Source organism: Pseudomonas sp. GW822-FHT05A08, assembly GCF_058800485.1.
This window is the reverse complement of record NZ_CM179511.1, coordinates 577285-594256: the sequence shown is the minus strand read 5'-3', so window position 1 is coordinate 594256 and position 16972 is coordinate 577285. Positions and strand designations below refer to the sequence as shown.

Annotated in this window: 16 protein-coding genes; 3 read left to right on the top strand and 13 right to left on the bottom strand. The window is 61.6% G+C overall.

The genetic code is table 11. The features are described 5' to 3' along the window. Window positions 1–94: 94 nt before the first annotated feature. The 10 genes from AC3RCP_RS02680 to hslO all read right to left on the bottom strand — a co-directional run bounded on the left by AC3RCP_RS02680 (window position 95) and on the right by hslO (window position 11480). Window positions 95–526 carry an acyl-CoA thioesterase gene (locus tag AC3RCP_RS02680; RefSeq protein ID WP_101336517.1) on the bottom strand — a complete coding sequence of 144 codons (432 nt, stop codon included), beginning with the start codon at window positions 524–526 and terminating at the stop codon, window positions 95–97. Between the two features lie 67 nt (window positions 527–593). Next, window positions 594–1826 carry a 3-hydroxyacyl-CoA dehydrogenase gene (locus tag AC3RCP_RS02675; protein WP_492571697.1) on the bottom strand — a complete coding sequence of 411 codons (1233 nt, stop codon included), beginning with the start codon at window positions 1824–1826 and terminating at the stop codon, window positions 594–596. Window positions 1827–1938: 112 nt separating this feature from the next. Beyond that, entirely contained in the window at window positions 1939–3873 is a 1935-nt protein-coding gene (locus AC3RCP_RS02670; protein ID WP_492571698.1) for a RecQ family ATP-dependent DNA helicase, read from the bottom strand. A gap of 188 nt (window positions 3874–4061) precedes the next feature. Then, the gene (locus AC3RCP_RS02665; RefSeq protein WP_492571699.1) at window positions 4062–5186 is read right to left on the bottom strand and encodes a polysaccharide deacetylase family protein; all 1125 of its coding nucleotides are present in this window, start codon (window positions 5184–5186) and stop codon (window positions 4062–4064) included. 69 nt (window positions 5187–5255) lie between these two features. Next, on the bottom strand, window positions 5256–6431 hold the full coding sequence (locus AC3RCP_RS02660; protein WP_492571700.1) for a tetratricopeptide repeat protein: 1176 nt from the start codon (window positions 6429–6431) through the stop codon (window positions 5256–5258). Between the two features lie 315 nt (window positions 6432–6746). Then, entirely contained in the window at window positions 6747–7091 is a 345-nt protein-coding gene (locus AC3RCP_RS02655) for a pyocin S6 family toxin immunity protein (RefSeq protein WP_240317476.1), read from the bottom strand. Next, window positions 7051–7305, bottom strand: coding sequence for a colicin E3-like toxin immunity protein (locus tag AC3RCP_RS02650; protein WP_114760191.1), 255 nt, complete (start codon window positions 7303–7305; stop codon window positions 7051–7053). Before AC3RCP_RS02650 ends, AC3RCP_RS02655 begins: the two co-directional genes overlap by 41 nt. A gap of 7 nt (window positions 7306–7312) precedes the next feature. Then, window positions 7313–8554, bottom strand: coding sequence for a colicin E3/pyocin S6 family cytotoxin (locus tag AC3RCP_RS02645; protein WP_492571701.1), 1242 nt, complete (start codon window positions 8552–8554; stop codon window positions 7313–7315). 302 nt (window positions 8555–8856) lie between these two features. Next, on the bottom strand, window positions 8857–10398 hold the full coding sequence (locus AC3RCP_RS02640; RefSeq protein ID WP_087089600.1) for a phosphoenolpyruvate carboxykinase: 1542 nt from the start codon (window positions 10396–10398) through the stop codon (window positions 8857–8859). 179 nt (window positions 10399–10577) lie between these two features. Then, the gene (hslO, locus tag AC3RCP_RS02635; RefSeq protein WP_007931739.1) at window positions 10578–11480 is read right to left on the bottom strand and encodes an Hsp33 family molecular chaperone HslO; all 903 of its coding nucleotides are present in this window, start codon (window positions 11478–11480) and stop codon (window positions 10578–10580) included. A 101-nt stretch (window positions 11481–11581) separates the two neighbouring features. On the opposite strand from hslO, the gene AC3RCP_RS02630 reads away from it, so the two are divergent. Beyond that, window positions 11582–12382 (top strand): phosphatase PAP2 family protein, encoded by an 801-nt coding sequence (locus tag AC3RCP_RS02630; RefSeq protein ID WP_101336511.1) that lies wholly within the window; start codon window positions 11582–11584, stop codon window positions 12380–12382. A gap of 139 nt (window positions 12383–12521) precedes the next feature. On the opposite strand, the gene AC3RCP_RS02625 is transcribed toward AC3RCP_RS02630, so the two are convergent. Continuing rightward, complete coding sequence (locus tag AC3RCP_RS02625; protein ID WP_009041701.1) at window positions 12522–12920, bottom strand: RNA-binding S4 domain-containing protein; 399 nt, start codon at window positions 12918–12920, stop codon at window positions 12522–12524. Window positions 12921–13139: 219 nt separating this feature from the next. Here AC3RCP_RS02625 and rimB point away from each other — a divergent pair, with 219 nt between their 5' ends. Together rimB and rimK are read left to right on the top strand one after the other, a co-directional pair. Further along, window positions 13140–13622, top strand: a complete 483-nt coding sequence (gene rimB / locus AC3RCP_RS02620; RefSeq protein WP_007931742.1) for a retropepsin-like aspartic endopeptidase RimB — start codon at window positions 13140–13142, stop codon at window positions 13620–13622. Further along, window positions 13619–14524: a 30S ribosomal protein S6--L-glutamate ligase gene (gene rimK / locus AC3RCP_RS02615; RefSeq protein WP_007931744.1), complete on the top strand. Its 906-nt coding sequence runs from the start codon at window positions 13619–13621 to the stop codon at window positions 14522–14524. The genes rimB and rimK overlap by 4 nt, the downstream gene beginning before the upstream one ends. A 78-nt stretch (window positions 14525–14602) precedes the next feature. On the opposite strand, the gene AC3RCP_RS02610 is transcribed toward rimK, so the two are convergent. After that, window positions 14603–15916: an ATP-binding protein gene (locus AC3RCP_RS02610; RefSeq protein ID WP_101336510.1), complete on the bottom strand. Its 1314-nt coding sequence runs from the start codon at window positions 15914–15916 to the stop codon at window positions 14603–14605. Window positions 15917–16023: 107 nt separating this feature from the next. Continuing rightward, entirely contained in the window at window positions 16024–16764 is a 741-nt protein-coding gene (gene ompR, locus AC3RCP_RS02605) for an osmolarity response regulator transcription factor OmpR (protein WP_007925257.1), read from the bottom strand. Window positions 16765–16972 lie beyond the last annotated feature (208 nt).

Below are 16972 nucleotides of genomic sequence, written 5' to 3'. Positions count from 1 at the left end.
AAGACCGCAGCCTGACGGCAGCTCCTGCCAGACAGGGTTCATCACCCCCGGGATGAACCCCAAGGAGCCGCCCGAGCTGCGGTCTTTTTTGTGCTTACACCAGCAAGCGCTCCAGCGCTCCACGCAGCCCGGCGGGAATCCCTACCGGCTGATTCGATGCCCGATCGACGAACACATGCACGAAGCGCCCCGCCGCGCAGGCATCGGTTTCCCCCGCCTTGAACACCGCCAGCTCGTACTGCACCGAACTGTTGCCCAGCTTGCCGACGCGCATGCCGATCTCGATGCGCTCGGGGAAAGCGATCGAGGCAAAGTAATCGCAGGCCGAACTCACCACAAAGCCCACCACCTCGCCGTCATGGATATCCAGGCCGCCCTCCTCGATCAGGTAGGTGTTCACCGCCGTGTCGAAGAAGCTGTAGTAGGTGACGTTATTCACATGACCGTACACATCGTTGTCGTGCCAGCGCGTGATGATGGGCTGGAAGTGGCGGTAGTCGGTGCGTTGCGGCATGCGGTCGGTCATTGGCGGGTTCTCGGAGGCAAGGTGTCTGGAAAGCGACCATGGTGTGGTCGATCAGGCGACGCCTATTTCAACCGATGGCCCGATGATCGGCAAACCCTTTGCCAGCCTGCACCAGCTCGTCAATCAACCGCGCCGGCTTCCAGTGCGCGCCCGACTCGGCTTGCAGCCGCAGCAGCCCTTGCTGGATGGACACCAGCCCCTGCTGGTCCGCCCAGCTCATCGGCCCGCCCTTGTCCGCCGCAAAGCCATAACCGTTGAGGTACACCAGGTCGATGTCGTGCGCCGAGCCGGCAATGCCTTCCTCGAGAATCTTCGCGCCTTCGTTGACCAGCGCCAGCAGGCAGCGTTCGAGGATTTCCTCGGGGCCGATGTCGCGACGACGGTAGCCCAGGCCTTCGCTGACCTCCTGAACCAGGGCATCGACCTGCACATCGTGCTCAGCCTGACGACTGCCGGGCTCGTACTGGTAATAACCCTTGCCACTCTTCTGGCCAAAACGACCCGCCTCGCACAGGCGATTATCCACCTGCACTTCGCGCGCCTCCTGGCCTTTGCCGGCCAGTTGCCGGGCACGCCATTCCAGGTCGATGCCGACCACGTCGTACATGCGGAACGGGCCCATGGCAAAACCGAAGCCCTGCAATGCGGCATCCACCTGATAAGGGAAAGCCCCTTCCAGCAACATCTTGCGCGCCTCCAGCACATAGGTGCGCAACATGCGGTTGCCGATGAATCCAGGGCAGTTGCCAGACACGACACTGACCTTGCCCATGCGCTCGCCCAGCGCCAGCGCGGCCTCGAGCACCTGCGGCGCAGTCGCGGCGCCCCGGACGATTTCCAGCAGCTTCATGATGTGGGCCGGGCTGAAGAAGTGCAGGCCCAGCACCTGTCTTGGGCGCCGGGTGACTGCGGCGATGGCGTCGATATCCAGCGCCGAGGTATTGCTGGCGAGGATCGCCCGCGGCTGGAGCAGGCCATCGAGTTCGCGGAAGATTTGCTGCTTCAGCTCGAGGTTCTCGTAGATTGCCTCGATCACCAGGTCCACATCGCGGATCGCCGGATAATCCGCCGCCGCGCTTATCCGGGCCCGGCGCGCATCGGCCTCTGCCTGATCGATCCGCCCCTGACGCACGTTGTGTGCATAAGTCTCGGTCACCGCTGTCAGCGCCTGTTCGAGCATCTGCGGGTTGTTGTCCACCCACTGCACCGCGACCCCGGCATTGGCCAGGCACATCACGATCCCGCGGCCCATGGTCCCGGCACCGATCACCGCGGCGCGCTGAACATCGATCTGGCTCATAGTGGCTCCCCTGTAGGTGGCTCAAAGACGCAAACCACCATAATCAGGCCCAGGACATTTTTGAAATTTATTCCTGTGATGAGCGGCATTCAGCAGATGGATCGGGCAGGTATCAATCCTGGAGATGATGTTCGGCCCAATCGCGCACTTCGGCGTAGGGATAATCCTCGAGCACCGCGAAACCCGGGATCGACCGCGCCTTGAGTTTGGTGAACAGCGGCACGCTGATCCCACAGAGGAAACGCGTCAGCCGTTCCGCCCCTGGAACCGTGCCGCTGTATTGGTGGTGCCTGTGGATAAATTCGCCACACAGCGCTTCGAAGTTTTTATCCACAAGCGCTGGCAAGGCTGGCGGCTCCGGCAGGCGGGCCACCTGGCCATGGCATACCGAGCAATGCCCGCACCGCTGCGGTGCCTGGTCGTCGCCGAAATACTGCGCCAGGCGATACCCCAGGCACTGCTCGGTGGCGAACAGTGCGAGCATCGCGTGGATCCGCGCGATCTCGCTGCTTTCGTGCTGTTTGAAGTAGGCATGCAGTTGCTGGCTCAGGGTCGCGGCATCGAAGCCCGTCTCCAGCAGGTTGTAGACCTCGGTCATCTGCTTGCTTTCCAGCTCGACCCAGCCCTTTTCCTGGAAGTAGTCCAGGGCCTTCACCACCCGGTTACGCTCGGCCTGATGCTGCTGATACAGCGCGTCGAAATTCACCGTGGCCCAGGTCCGGGCACGGCTGGAGGTCTCGATGATCGCCGCCACGAAGTCCCGGCGCTCACCTTCGAAACGCGCCAGCAGCGCCTGGGGTTCCTCAAGGAACTTGAAGCGGTATTCGGCGAAGTAGGCGTAACGCGGCGCGATCAGGCCGCGCAGTTCCAGCTGCACCAACAAGGTCTTGAGCGGCAGCTGGCGGATATTGCTCTGGTCCGCCAGCGGCCCCAACAGGAACTCCCACTGCCCGTCGGGCGCCGCGCCCTGCAGCTCGTCCAGCACACAACGAATGCCTTCCAGCTCCGGCGTGTCGCCGTAGACGAAGTTTTCCAGCACGTTGAGGCTGTCGCGGTTGGCCAGCACCAGGCAGTCCGAAGGCTGGCCATCACGCCCGGCACGACCGATTTCCTGGCTGTAGTTCTCGATGGATTTGGGCAGGTCGAAATGCACCACGTTGCGGATGTCGCTTTTGTCGATGCCCATGCCGAAGGCGATGGTGGCGACGATGCAATTGGACTGACCCGCCATGAACTGACGCTGGATGGCCTCGCGCTGCTCATGGGGCAGGCCGGCGTGATAGGCCTGGGCCTGGATGCCGTTGCGACTCAGATGCTCGGCGATGTGCTCGGCGGTTTTCTGCAAGGTGACATAGACGATGCTCGGCTGCCCGGGACGCTCGCCCATCCACTGCACCAGGCGCCGGCGCTTGTCCTGGCCACGCACCGGCTCCACCAGCAGGTTGAGGTTGGGCCGGTAGAAACCGGTGGTCACCACATCCTGCCCGGCGATGGCGAATTTCGCCTGCATATCGGCGATCACCTTGGGCGTGGCGGTAGCGGTCAACAGCAGTGCCTGGGGAATGTTGAACTGGCGCTGGTAGTCCGGCAGCTTGAGGTAGTCGGGGCGAAAGTTATGGCCCCATTCGGAGATGCAGTGCGCCTCGTCCACCACCAGCAGGGAGATCCGCACCTGCTGCAGGAAGTTGCGAAAACGCTCGTTCTTCAGGCGCTCCACCGAGATCATCAGGATCTTCAACTCACCGGAGCGCGCCCGCGCCATGACCTCGTTGGCGTCATCGCGGCTCTGCGCCGAATCGATGCTCGCCGCGGCGATGCCGTGCCGTTGCAGGAACGCCAGCTGATCCTGCATCAGCGCCAGCAACGGCGAGACCACCAGGGTCAGGTGTGGCAGCAACAAGGCCGGCAGCTGGTAGCACAGGGACTTGCCGGAGCCCGTGGGAAAGATCGCCGCCGCCGAGCGCCCGGCCAGTACCGCGCTGACCGCCGCCTCCTGGCCGGGACGGAACTGTGGATAACCGAAGACCTGTTCGAGGGTGTCGTGCATGAGCTGTCACTCCTTTGACCGCTGACATGCCTTGCAGACTGGCACAGGGTCGGGAAAAGGTCGGGGAAGAAAGGATACGGGATGATACAGGGAGGCGGAGAATACTGTCCGGCTGGGGTTATGCGGAGTTTTTCAGGGTGTATCGCGAACCACCAAGCACCCGATGGCTCGCGATAAAAGTCGTGCTCTTACCGCGTCGCGCGGCAATCCACCCACTTCACACCATTGCTTTTGTTCGCGGCGATCAGCGTCGGCACTGCGGCAGGCGCCTTGTTATGAATATCGTGGAACAAAATGATCCCCCGGCGCCACAGCAGCATCAGCGTCTGCACCCGCTGGCTCGCCGCACTGGCGCTGATGCTCTTGCTCCAGTCCTGGGAGTCGATGCCCCAGAGCATCACCTTGATGCCCTGGGCCTTGAAGAACGCCGGGCTGTCACTCGAACGCTGGCCATAAGGCGGGCGGAACAGCGGCTGGTAGTCATCCGGCAACGTGCCGCGCACCAGAGTCGCGGAACGGGTGATGGACTGCTGCCATTCGCTCCAGGCGCTGTGGGACTTGTGCGCCCAGCCATGCAGGGCAACGCACTGGCCGCTGTACAACTCGCGCATCTGCGCCGGCGACGACTTGCGCAGACGCGCCTGGAACGGCTCGCCCAGGACGAAGAACAATCCGTGCAGGTCGTTGGCCCGCAGCACATTGGCCAGCGTATCGGTGTGGCCGCCCGCGGCTGTCGGGCCGTCGTCGAAGGTCAGCAGAAACTGCCGGTCCGCCAATTCGTCGCCCATCAGCTCGGCGCTGTCGAAACGCTCGATCTCACTGCTGATCTTCGGAAACAACGCCGCCAGGCGCAGCTGTTCGTTCAGATACTGCTCATGAAACTGCCGGCTTGCCTGGGCCCAGGCGTCATAGGCCGGGCTGACCGTCCCGGTGAAACCCTGGGCCAGTTGCCGCAAGTCATCCAGGTTACGCACCGGCGGGCAGAAGGCGGCACCTTCACAGTCCTGGCTGGCGCTGTGGTAACTGCTGAGCAGGCGTATCCAGAAACGATCGCGCACTTGCTCGACCGAATGATGGTCCAGCGCCTTGACGCCCAGGCGCTGCTTGAGGCTGACATCGTCCAGCGCCTCGCTGGCCAGCAGGGCCTTGCCGAACATCAGGATTTCCGCGCGCGAGGCGGTATCGAAACCCGCTTGCGTGGCCAGCGAACCCGACCAGGTGCTGCGGTCGATAGTGGCGAACACCATCGGGCCGGCAGCCTGGGCAACGGCCGTCCACAGGGACAACATCAAAGCAACAACCAGAACCCGCATAACAACCTCCATAAATGCATAACGCGCCGTGGGACGGCGCGTTATGGGGGTCAGATCAACACCCGTGAATCAACGGTTTTGCACACGCTCGATGGCTTTGTCGTACACCGGGTTGGCCTTCTGCTGCTTGGCCAACTGATAGTGACGCAGGGCATCGGCGAACTGGCCGGCCGCTTCGTAGATCCGCGCGATGTTGTAGTAGGAACTGGCGCGCACGGTGGCCGCCGAGTTGCCGCTGGCCAGGGCGATGGCCTTGCGGTTGGCCCAGATCGACTCGGCAGTGTTGCCGGCTTTCTGATAGGCCAGGCCGAGGTTGCTGTAGGCCTGACCGTAGCCGTTGTTCAGCTCGATGGCCTGACGGTAGAAGTCGATGGCTTGCGGCAGGTTACCGGCGTGGTAAGCCTCTTCGCCCTTGCGGTTCAGGGTTTTCGCATCGGCTTGCGCGCTGCTGCTGACGGCGACAGCAGCCACTTCCACTTTGTCGTCGAGCAGCGGCGATACTTCGTTCAGCACGTCCTGCGCGTCGACGGTCACACCGCTGAGGGTATTGATGTCCTGGAAGTCGCCATTGCCGGTCATGCGGAACACGGTCCACAGGTTACCGCTGCGGTCCTGCGGCACGTAGTAGGTGCGCACCAGCGACTGGCCCATATACACGAACACCTTGGCCTGGCTGGCAGAGAGCTGGCGGGACGCCGGGCGGCTCTGGTTGCTGTAGTCATGCACCGCGTACACATAGCTTTCGCCGTAGTGTTTCTTTTCCAGGGTGATGGTTTCCGGGCCATAGCTGTCGACATCGTCGACGTCCAGGTGGGCGTCATCGCCTTGCTGGTTGCGGAAGTAGATGTTGTTGCCCGGGAAGATCATGTGCGAATCGAGATCGCTAGGGGTCGCGCCCCAGGTCAGCACCACGCGCAGACCGTCGAGGTTCTGCATCACCGGGCTGATGGCGTAGGTCATGCCGCTGCACGGGCACTTGACCACCAGGTTGGAATAGCCGGGTTTCTTGATGATCAGCAGGTTGCTGGGGTCATCGGCGAAGTCGGTGGTCAGGGTCACCTGGCCTTGAGCATTGGTACGACCGACCACACTCTGTGCGCCATTGCGCTGCACCAGCACTTCGGCGTCGGCGATCTTCTGGTCCTTGACCACCGCACTCAGCACCTCGACCGGCAGCTGCTGCGCCGTCACCGAAAACGCCAATGCCCACAACGAAAAAATCGAAGTCACGCGAAACAATCGCATACCTAATTCCCTTTAAGTGTATGAAGTCGGCACACAAGGGCGCCCGGCAGATTTGGCGGGCACGATACACAGGTTTTTCGGGGTTTGCTTGCGAATCCATCGGGAAAGGTGGGGGGCTGCGGAAATCCCTGAAGCTATCTGAGGGTGGGCAATGGAATCTGAAGCGTTCCAGAGGAAAAACTTATGTCTGTGCTGTTCAATTGCACTGACTCGACATCAGTTCCATCTATGCAGGAGCGCTGCTGTTGAGGATGTATTTAAGCAAATCAATGCACCATTCTTGGTGCAATCCGATGCTGCCTCACCAATATCGATTCAGCCTGACGAAGCTAGATAAAGGTCCAAACCTCTAGGTAAATCAACAAAGCACAACCGTTCTATTTCAACTATCTGACTGGCCGTGAGCAGAAACTCGGCACCGACATATTCATTGTCATTGGTCCAATTCATCACGTGGCTCAGATCGGCGCTCGATAAACTCACGCTTAGCTCAAAAGCCAATTTATCCTCGCCAGGGTGAAAGCCCATTATGGAAAAGATCATCAAGCGCTCTCGCTCCTTTCTCCGTGGCTCTAAACGTGGAACAAGTGCTGCATAAGCGTTGCCCCAGCCTTGATGATTACCACTGATTCCGATAATCAAAAGATACTTGGTAGTCATAGGCCGACAGATCAATGGCGTGGGAAAAATGGTGCTGGAGTACTGAAACCCAAGCGCCCTCCACATCAAACCCACCGTTATTCACATGGTTTTCTACCGGTAACCCGAGAACGCCGAGAATCGACGCATCATCACCCAGATCCTCTGAATACTCCTGTCCTTCGCCTAAATCAGTTTTCTTGTCGTACCAGTCCAACCTGATTTTTAGTCCCATCGTGTCCTCACAGATACTTTTTTATGTTCCGCCCAGGTTTAGGATCGTCTATCCGCTCACCCGTTACATGATCAAAAGAGCCAAGGTGCCTGCCATCGCTTGCACGATAAGCTTCTAGCTCACCATGCATAGAGTCCCACTCGTAAATAGTTCGACCTTTTGCATCCATCCAGCGATCCCGCAACCCTCCTCCACCCTGCGACGGCGTCCTTTTCTTTGCCACTCTCAAACCTGGAAATGCAGTGATTTCCTGAGTTTTAGGAGGATGGTGGTATGCATGGCCTGCTTCAGTAAGCCCTCTACGTGGCACATTCAAAACTATGTACAGGGGCCGTACACCCGACCCCACCGGAAACACCAAAATAAAATCCCGATACTCCGGCGGATAAATCGGGCTGACGATGATCCGTTCCGCCGCTTCCGTCGGCGGGAAAATCCAGATCGGTGGTGTCTGTGGCGCCGCTTCCAGCGGTGGTATCCCTGCGGTGCTCGAGGGGTCCACCGCTGGAGTCCAGATAAGGGTGATGTCATCACCCAGATCGGCCACTTGCTGCTCATCACGAGCCTCAAACTCAGCCACCGGAATCATTTCCCACTCGCGGCGACCCTGGGTGTTGAAACCGTAGCCCTTGAGGCTGCCGTCGGCCTGCTGTTCAACCCGCAGGCGCAAGCGGGTGCGGGCTTGCTTGAGGTTGCGTAGCTGCTCTTCGCTGTACAGCGCGCCGTCACCCAAACTCGATGGAGCGAGCAAGGCCACCAGCCCCAGCAACGCACCGGCCGCCACGCCCGAGGAGATCAGCCCCAAGCCACTGCCGGTGGTACCAGAACCCACGGAGACACCACCCAGGGTCAAGGCACCGAGATTGGCCGGCAGCGCGCCGCTGATACGCTTGAGGGGCACTCGCCCACCCGCCTCGACCTCGCGCCCACCCAGCAGCGTCAACGCGCCGTAATTCGCCACCGAATCAGTGGGTATGAAGCCCGTCGGGGTGACGTAGTCGATGATTGCGTTCGGCAGCTTGCAAGACTTGGCAAATACGCAACCGACGGACGTTGGTTGCGATTCCACCTGTATGGTCGGCAGCCGCTCTTCATAGACCTGCTGACGAGCGAGCATCTGCTCGTAACCCTGCTGCGCCTCATCACGCTCGGCCAATTCGCTCGCAGTCATATCGCGCAGGCGACGATAACCACCGCCGTCAGCGTCGTAGTGCTGCCATACCTGGGGCACATCCTTGTTGCGGGCCATAGTCCTTTGCTCGGTCGCCTGGGAAACCCCGGCCTTCAACCGGGGGATCTCACGTTAACCAGTGCGAGGGGACCTTGGCTGTCAGGCAAATCCGAGCTGGTCGAGCGACTTTTCTTTTTCGCTCATGCCCTGCGATTGGCCCTAAACGGTCTACGACAGGACACAAGGATTTACCTTACAAATCGCATCGAATCTGGCTTATTGAACCGCTCGGACAAGCCGCCTAGTGTTTGAACAGGACTGAATGACGCCCACAAAAAAGCCGCCCCGAAGGGCGGCTTCTTGAACCACTTGCCCGATGCTTACAGCTTCGGACCGGCAGCCTTGATGGCGTCGCTCACGTCGAACTTCTTGAAGTTCTCGATGAACAGGCCGGCCAGGGCCTTGGCGGCCTCGTCGTAGGCGGCTTTGTCAGCCCAGGTGTTGCGTGGGTTGAGCAAACCGGTTTCGACGCCTGGAACGGCCAGTGGCACGTCCAGGTTGATGGTGCCCAGGTGCTCGGTCTCGGCACCGACCAGCGCGCCGCTCTGGATGGCGGCGATCACGCCACGGGTGGTCGGGATGTTGAAGCGCTTGCCAACGCCATAGCCACCGCCGGTCCAGCCGGTGTTGACCAGGTAGACCTTGGAACCGAAGCCGCGGATGCGCTTGATCAGCAGCTCTGCGTATTCGCCTGCCGGACGCGGGAAGAACGGTGCGCCGAAGCAGGTGGAGAAGGTCGACTTGATGCCGGCGCCCGAGCCCATTTCGGTCGACCCCACCAGAGCGGTGTAGCCGGACAGGAAGTGGTAGGCAGCTTGTTCTTCGCTGAGGATCGAGACTGGCGGCAGTACGCCGGTCAGGTCGCAGGTCAGGAAGATCACGGCATTCGGCTCGCCACCGAGGTTTTTCTCGGAACGCTTCTCGACGTGCTCCAGCGGGTAGGCGGCGCGGCTGTTCTGGGTCAGGCTGCCATCGGCGTAGTCCGCCTTCTTGGCGTCGTCCAGCACAACGTTTTCCAGCACGGCGCCATGCTTGATGGCTTTCCAGATGACCGGCTCGTTCTTCTCGGACAGGTCGATGCACTTGGCATAGCAACCGCCTTCGATGTTGAACACCACGCCCTCGCCCCAGCCGTGCTCGTCGTCACCGATCAGGTAACGGCTTTCATCGGCGGACAGGGTGGTCTTGCCAGTGCCGGACAGACCGAAGAACAGGGTCACGTCGCCTTCTTCGCCAATGTTGGCGGCGCAGTGCATCGGCAGCACGTCGGCGGCCGGCAGCAGGAAGTTCTGTACCGAGAACATGGCTTTCTTCATTTCACCGGCGTAGCGCATGCCGGCGATCAGCACTTTTTTCTGAGCGAAGTTGAGGATCACGCAACCGTCGGAGTTGGTGCCGTCACGCTCAGGAACGCATTCGAAGTTGGCCACGTTGAGCACCTGCCACTCGTCACGGCCAGCCGGGTTGTACTGGGCCGGATTGATGAACAGGCAACGACCGAACAGGTTCTGCCAGGCAGTCTGGGTGGTCATCTTCACGGCCAGGTAGTGCTCGTCGGAAGCACCTACATGCACATGGGAAACAAAATGCTCTTGCGCGTTGTTGAACGCCTCGACGCGAGCCCACAGGGCATCGAACTTGTCGGCCGGGAACTTGCGGTTGATCGGGCCCCAGGCGATAGCGTCCTGGGTGCTCGGCTCTTCAACGATGAAACGATCGACTGGCGAACGGCCGGTACGGTGACCGGTACGAACAACCAGCGCGCCGGTATCGGCAAGCTCGCCTTCACCGCGCTTCAGGGCTTCTTTGACCAGATCATCAACACTCAGATCGGTGTACACGGCGTTATTGGCTTGCGTCATGAGGTTCCCCGTCGGCCAGTGGCCGAGTGCTCCAAACGTTTTGTAGTAGAAAGTCGTGCACTACTACCGCGAAAAAAGTGCGCCGGATTATGCCAGAAAAGCCCAAAAAGAGTAGGGCCCTCCCGTCAGAACGGCGTTAATCCGGCGCTTGCCAGGTGATTTACCTGCGCTGAACCGTTTTAGTGACGAGTATCTGACGGCGACTCGACACCCGCTCCGGCGAACAATTGGCTGATATCGGCCGCATCGAACAGGTAGCGCTCGTTGCAGAACTGGCAATCGATCTCGATGCTGCCGCCGTGTTCGACCACCAGCTTCTGCGCATCTTCCAGACCCAGACTGACCAGCGCATTGCCCGAGCGTTCCCGCGAGCAGCTGCAACGGAAGCGCAACGGCTGCACATCGAACAGGCGCACGGCTTCTTCATGGTAGAGGCGATGGAGCACGGTTTCGTTGTCCAGGCTCAGCAGTTCGTCGGCGGTCAGGGTGCTGCCCAGCGCGGTGATGTGCTGCCAGCTGGCGGCGCGCTCTTCTTCATCCTTGAGGCGGTCGGCCGGCAGTTGCTGCAGCAGCAGGCCACGGGCGCGACGACCGTCGGCGTGCAGCCAGAAACGGGTGCCGACCTGCTGGGACATGACGAAATAGTTGGTGAAGCATTCCGACAGGGTGGCGCCATCCAGGTCGACGATGCCCTGATAGCGCTGGCCGTGGGTCGGGTCGACGGTCAGGGCCAGCACGCCATTGGGCATCAGGTCGGCCAGGGTCGCATCCGGGGCGATCTGCTCCGCGTCGTAGCGGGCCAGACCACGGATCTCGCGCTCGCTGGAGCACTCGATCATCAGCAATGGCACCGGGCCTTCGGAACGGGCCTGGAGGATCAGCAAGCCATCGAACTTCAGCGTGCCGACCAGCAGCGCGGCCGCCGCCATCAGCTCGCCGAGCAGTTGCGCGACCGGCTCCGGGTAAGCGTGTTTGGCGAGCACTTCGGCATAGCTGCGCTCCAACGCCACCAGCTCGCCGCGGGCGTCGCTGTCATCGAAGATGAAGCGTTGGGTGAAGTCGGTATCCGGCAAATGAGTCATAGGTTTGGGTATCTGAAGTGATGACAAAATGGTTACAAGATATGAAAATTGCGTTTTTTGCACTGTTACGGTGCGCGATTTTCTGCCATTGGAGGCATTTTATGAACAATCCGGGTTTGTTCCAAGCAAGGTGGAACCTCGGCAAGCTGGTGTTGTGCAATTTGCTCCCTCTGGCACTGCTGGGTTTCTGGTTATGGCCAAGCGGGCACATGCTTTGTGTGATGTTCGACGAATGGCTGTTCCGCCTGCTGAATGCTCCCCTTGCGAGCAACTCCACCTGGCTGCATATCTGGGCCGTGGCCAGCCTGCGGCCTTTCGACGCGATAGTCGGGCTGATCCTGCTGACCCTTTTGATCCGCGGTGACTGGGTGTTCAAGGCCGTGGACATACGCCGGGCCTTTTTCGGCTTCCTGTCGATCCTGGTCTTGATGCTGATTATCCGCTTGTGGTTCTCCAGGCTCGCCGACGCCATGGACTGGCAGCACGACAGCCCGTCGATGATGCTCCAGGATGCCGTGCACATGAGCGACTATTTCCCGCACTGGGAAAAAACCTGGGAGCTCAAGGACCGTTCCAGCCAGAGCTTCCCCGGTGACCACGCCTCGGTGCTGCTGATCTGGGCGCTGTTCATGAGTGTGTTCAGCCGCGGCGTCGGCCAATTCCTGGTGATCTGGGGCCTGACCCTGCTGTTCATGATGCCGCGCCTGGTGGCCGGCGCGCACTGGGGCCAGGACGACTATATCGGTGGCGTGCTGCTGGCGGTCTGGGCACTCGGCTGGGGCTACTACACCCCGTACGCGGCCAAGGCCTCGGACTTCCTGCTGCGGGCGACCAACCCGCTGTTCAACCTGCTGGGCAAGCTACCGCTGCTGTCGCGCCTGAGCGTGGTGCGGGCGGCCTGACTCTTCGGATTTGCTGCTTGTCGCGGCTTTGCCGCGGATCGCGAGCAAGCTCGCTCCTACAGGGGGTTGAGCGGTGCGCCGGCTGTGTAGGAGCCAGCTTGCTGGCGATTGAACCCGCAGGGTTCAGAAGGCCAAGGGTCTATTCGCTGCTGCGGAATTTGAACAGGTCGCGCCGCTGTTTCTTGGTCGGCTTGCCATCGGTGCTCACACCCAGGGCGCCGGCCTTGCGCAGGGCCGCGGCGTTTTCCCGCTTGGCGATGCTGGCTGCGGTTTCCGTATAGAGAGCCTGCGCCTCCGGCGCCCCACGGCGCACGATCGACAGGGCCTGGACCACCACGGTGCGCTCGTCGAAGCCGGTGCGTATCTCATACTCGTCGCCGATCCTCGGCTCCTTGCCCGGTTTGCAGCGCTCGCCACGGTGGTGCACCTTGCCGCTTTCGATGGCGGCCTTGGCCAGCGCACGGGTCTTGTAGAAGCGCGCCGCCCACAGCCATTTGTCCAGACGGACCTTGTCGTCGTCTTCGGCTTTTTGTGCCATGGCATGTCCTCATTCTGAAATATTTTCGAACTGTACTACCGTTTCTCTCGTGCCATGAATTGCGATGGCTCGGTTTAGAATGCGAGGCTCTGCAGCAGCCCGTCCGGGCGCTGTGGATCCGGGCCTAGATATCTGTCGCCTTTTACCCATTATTCTGCGTGAATACCGCGAATTCGGCCGCTTGACGGTACGAGCGGGTTCCTCAGCGGTTGAGCACATTTGAAGACATTTGACCATTTGACCGTCGTGGGTCTGCGCGAGTGGGTGGCGCTTCCGGATTTGGGAGTCGCCGGCCTGCGCGCCAAGATCGATACCGGCGCCAGCACCTCCAGCCTGCATGCCACCGAGATCGAGCCGTTCGAGCGCGACGGTGAGCAGTGGGTGCGCTTCAACGCGCATCTGGGCAGCGTGGTGCAGTTGCGTCACCGGCGTTGCGAAGCACCGCTGGTGGCGATGAAAACCATCAAGAGCTCCAACGGCCAGGCACAGGTGCGCTACGTGATCAGCACCACCCTGGCGCTCGGCGATCGGGTCTGGCGGGTGGAGTTCACCCTCGCCTGCCGCAAGGCCATGCGCTATCGCCTGTTGCTCGGTTCCAAAGCCCTGATCGATGGCCAGTTGGTGGTCAATCCAGGGATCAAATACGTTCAAGACAAACCGGTGTTCCCGGTGTCCACTACCTCTGCCACAGGTGTTGCATGAAGATCGCTGTGCTGTCGCGTAACCCGCGTCTGTATTCCACTCGTCGCCTGGTCGAAGCCGGCACCGAGCGTGGCCATGAAATGGTGGTGGTCGACACCCTGCGCGCCTATATGAACATTGCCAGTCACAAACCGCAGATCCACTACCGCGGCAAGCCGCTGGAAGGTTTCGATGCGGTGATTCCACGGATCGGCGCCTCGGTGACCTTCTACGGCTGCGCGGTGCTGCGCCAGTTTGAAATGATGGGTGTGTTCCCGCTCAACGAGTCGGTGGCCATCGCCCGCTCGCGGGACAAGCTACGCTCGTTGCAACTGCTGTCCCGGCGCGGTATCGGCCTGCCGGTGACCGGCTTCGCCCACTCGCCGGACGACATTCCCGACCTGATCGAGATGGTCAACGGCGCCCCCCTGGTGATCAAGGTGCTGGAAGGCACCCAGGGCATAGGCGTGGTGCTGTGCGAAACCGCCACGGCGGCCGAGTCGGTGATCGAAGCCTTCATGGGCCTGAAGCAGAACATCATGGTCCAGGAGTACATCAAGGAAGCCGGCGGCGCCGACATCCGCTGCTTCGTGGTCGGCGACAAGGTGATTGCGGCGATGAAGCGCCAGGCCAAGCCCGGCGAGTTCCGCTCCAACCTGCACCGTGGCGGCAGCGCCAGCCTGATCAAGATCACCCCGGAAGAACGCATGACCGCCCTGCGCGCGGCCAAGGTCATGGGCCTGAGCGTGGCGGGCGTGGATATCCTGCGCTCGAACCACGGGCCACTGGTGATGGAGGTGAATTCCTCGCCAGGCCTGGAAGGCATCGAGACCACCACGGGCAAGAACGTGGCGGGGATCATCATCGAGCACATCGAGAAAAACGGTGGCCCGAACATGACCCGGACCAAGGGCAAGGGTTAAGGGCAGCGGCAAGCTTTTAGCTGCAAGCTGCAAGAGAAAAGCGACTCCTCACTTGCCGCTTGTAGCTTGCCGCTGCCTTCAAACCGCATCCCTGGGCAGCAACAACCCCAACGGCAACCGCACTCGCGCTTCCAGGCCGCCATCGGCGCGGTTGCGCAATTCGACATTGCCGCCGTGCATCGAGGCGATCCGCTTGACGATGGCCAGGCCCAGGCCGGTGCCCTTGCCGCCCCGGGCACGATCGCCTCGGGTGAAGGGGTTGAAGATCGCCTCCAGCTCCGACGGGTCGATGCCCGCGCCACGGTCCATCACACTCAGCACTACATAAGGCGCGCTGGTGTCGCCCGACACATAGGCCGCGACTTCGACTTCCGTCCCAGCGTGGTTCAGGGCGTTACCGATCAGGTTGTTCAACAGGCGCTTCATCGACACCCGACGCAGCGGGAACGGTGGGATCGGCTCCAGGCGCAAACGTACCTTTTCATCGTTCTGGTTGTAGGGCGCCGCCACTTCGCGCACCAGGTCGCTGAGATCGACCTCCTCCACCGATTCGTCGCGGCCGTCGCGGATAAAGGCCAGGAACTGGTCGAGAATCGCGTCCATGTCTTCGATGTCGCGAACCATGTCGTCGGTCAGGTCGTTGTGGCTGCCCATCAACTCCAGCGACAGGCGCAGGCGGGTCAGCGGCGTGCGCAGGTCGTGGGACACCCCCGCCAGCATCAGCTCGCGTTCGCGCCCGGCCTGTTCCACATCCTCGGCCATCTGGTTGAAGGCGCGGTACACCTCGGTCATCTCGCTCGGCGTATCGCTGATCGGCAGGCGCACGCTGCGCCCCTGCCCCAGTTGCCGGGCGGCATAGACCAGGCGCTTGAGCGGCTGGTTGAGCTGGCTGACGAAGATCCACGCCGACGCCGTGGACAACAGGCCGATCGCCAGGAACCAGCCGAGCACGCTCCAGATCTTCTGCCCCCGCAGCGGGTGCGGATACAGCGGCACTTTCAGCCAGCCGTCGCCCAGGCTCGGCGCGCGCACCCAGAGCGCAGGCGGCGCATGCATGCGCAGGCGCACTTCAGTGTCGGCGCCCAGTTCGGCCTGCATCTGCCGCTGATAGATCTCGCTGTAGGGCCAATGCTGCTCGCCCGCCGGCACACCGCTGCCGATCACCTTGATCAGCCCGGCGGCCTCGGCGATCTGGTCGCGGTTGGATTCGTCGGCGGCCCAGTAGGCGCGCAGGGTCAGGGCCACGCCGTGGCTGTACTGGCGGTCCACCAGCACGTCCTCGTTCATCAGCAGATAAACCAGGGTCAGCGCCTTGGAGAACAGCACCACGATCAGCACCAGCCAGAGGGTGCGGGAGAAGAAGCTTTGCGGGAACCACAGCGGGGTTTTCATAAACAGCCATTACACGCTTTGCAGGAGCGAGCCGCGCTCGCAGAGTTGCGGAATGCGAGCGCCCGGGTCGTGTGCCGGCCCGGGCGCTCGCTCCTACAAATCATCGGTCACTTGGTGGTGGTGCCATCCGGCACGAACACATAACCCACGCCCCAGACCGTCTGGATATAACGCGGCTTGGACGGATCGGGTTCGATCATCCGGCGCAGGCGGGAGATCTGCACGTCGATGGAGCGCTCCAGGGCATCCCATTCGCGGCCACGGGCCAGGTTCATCAATTTGTCGCGGGTCAGCGGCTGGCGAGCGTTCATCACCAGGGCCTTGAGCACCGCGAACTCACCGGTGGTGAGCATGTGCACTTCGGCGCCGCGCTTGAGTTCGCGGGTGGCCAGGGACAGCTCGTAGTCGCCGAAGGTGACGTTTTCGTCTTCGCTGCCCGGCGCGCCCGGCACCGGAGCCGACTGGCGACGCAGCACGGCCTTGACCCGCGCCATCAGCTCGTCGGGGTTGAACGGCTTGGCCAGGTAATCGTCGGCGCCCAGTTCCAGGCCCTTGATGCGGCTCAGCTCGTCGCCCTTGGCGGTGAGCATGATGATCGGGATCTGGTTGTTCGCACTGCGCAGGCGGCGGCATGCGGTCAGGCCGTCTTCGCCAGGCAGCATCAGGTCGAGGACGACCAGGTTGAAGACTTCGCGACCCAGCAGACGGTCCATCTGCTCGGTGTTGGGAACCGCGCGGGCACGGTAGCCCTTGCTGACGAAGAAGCGCTCCAGCAGGCTGCTCAGCCCGGGGTCGTCGTCAACGATAAGAATTTTTTCGCCTTCGGCAGTTTGTGCAGTGCTGCTCATCAGATGCTCCTTTTATCTCGGTGCGCATTATGGCGTAGCTGCCGTTATACGCACCGTGTGCATTGTTAGCAGATTTTTCCTCTACCGCCAGAAAACCCGCCGTCGGCCGCCAGTGGGCCGATACCCCCGAAGACTGGAACGCTGGTTATAATGCGCCGCCTTTTGTGTCAGGCAACGTCTGATCGTTACCGCCCGTGGCCACTTTTTA